We start from the raw sequence: 1,286 nt of genomic DNA, 5'->3' as shown, positions 1-1,286 counted from the left end.
CTTCTTCGAACTCACAACTATACCTCCTGAATTTTCCAGTTTCAGGATAGTTGCGCCACACAAAGTGAGGCAGAACCGGTTTAAGTGCCAAGTGACATCCGGCTTCGGGCAGGCTGGACGGGCGAGATCGCCGACTTCATTGGTGCGGACTTCGCGGGCGAGGTGGGTGCTTGGCTTGACGTGGGATTGGAACGCGCACGGACCCATGGTCCGTTGTCGGGTTGCGTCGCAACTCTGCGCGCCGTGCTCGAGGTCGACGACCGGGCAGAGCGCACCGCCTGCCTGTTCTCGGACGTCGTTCTTGCGCGGGCTCTGAACTGGAAGACCGTGCTGCCGATCTCGGCGCACCATCTCACCAAGACCATGTTGCGCGATCTGGCCGCAGACGGGCAGGGGGCCGAGCTGACAGTCTAGGTGCGGTTTCTTGAATCCATCGAGGGGAGTGGAAAGAATGTGGGGATACCAGAGGTTTCTGATCTAAAGTCTCGCTGTTTCTGCAGGAGGCATTGAGATGAAATTCACGATCAAGTTGGAGACGGAATTTAGTTGGGGCGAGACGCGATCACATGAGATTTGTACGCTGGAACGCCGCACGTTAGATGCGTCGAGCGAAGACCTTGGGCTGTGTCTGGCCGATGCAAAATCACTGCTGAAGGAAATTCAGCGTGCGCTGCTTCAGGATCAGGTCGAAGAGATCGGCGAGATCGCTCGCGTCTGTCGTTTTTGCGGAACATATCTAGCGGTTCACGATCGCCGTCAACGCCGCATTGATACGCTCTTCGGTCGGGTAACCGTCGAGGTACCGCGGGTTCGCATGTGCATGTGCGGGCTCCCTGGATTTCCTACGCTGAAAGTCGCGCGTTCTCCTCTGACCCGTCTCTTGCCGGACCATGCCACACCAGAACTTCGACGATTGCAGGCGGAATTGGGAGCGCGCCATAGCTTTCGGGAAGCTGCGTGGCTTCTTAATGAACTGACACCTTGCGCCAGGCAAAACCACGTGACGATCCGCAATCGACTTGCAACCATCGCTGAGGACATTGCCGACAGCGAACTTCCTGCGACCACAGAAGCCGACCAACACTCAAATCCTTCCGGCGTTACAGTGTTTCTGGACAGCGCCTACGTTCGATCAAGACCTGAATATCAACGCCGAAACTTCGAGATTATTGTCGGTTCCATCGAGAGTGAGCGGCGCGAGAAACGCAGATTTGGTTTGAGCGTGATCGGTGCGAACAATCCTCGCGCGTATCTGCGAAGAAATCTGGAATCTGCCGGATGGCGTG

General features: G+C 56.7%; 1 protein-coding gene and 1 pseudogene. Both read left to right on the top strand.

The features are described from left to right. Window positions 1-84: 84 nt before the first annotated feature. The gene (locus tag RBB18_RS23120; RefSeq protein ID WP_306112641.1) at window positions 85-414 is read left to right on the top strand and encodes a DUF1403 family protein; all 330 of its coding nucleotides are present in this window, start codon (window positions 85-87) and stop codon (window positions 412-414) included. A 97-nt stretch (window positions 415-511) separates the two neighbouring features. Next, window positions 512-1,286, top strand: a pseudogene (locus RBB18_RS23115) (ISKra4 family transposase); the annotation flags it as partial.

Source organism: Roseovarius sp. MMSF_3298 (assembly GCF_030733705.1).
GTDB lineage: Bacteria > Pseudomonadota > Alphaproteobacteria > Rhodobacterales > Rhodobacteraceae > Roseovarius > Roseovarius confluentis.
Note: the sequence above shows the minus strand (reverse complement) of the source record. Positions and strands in the feature narration are given on the sequence as shown.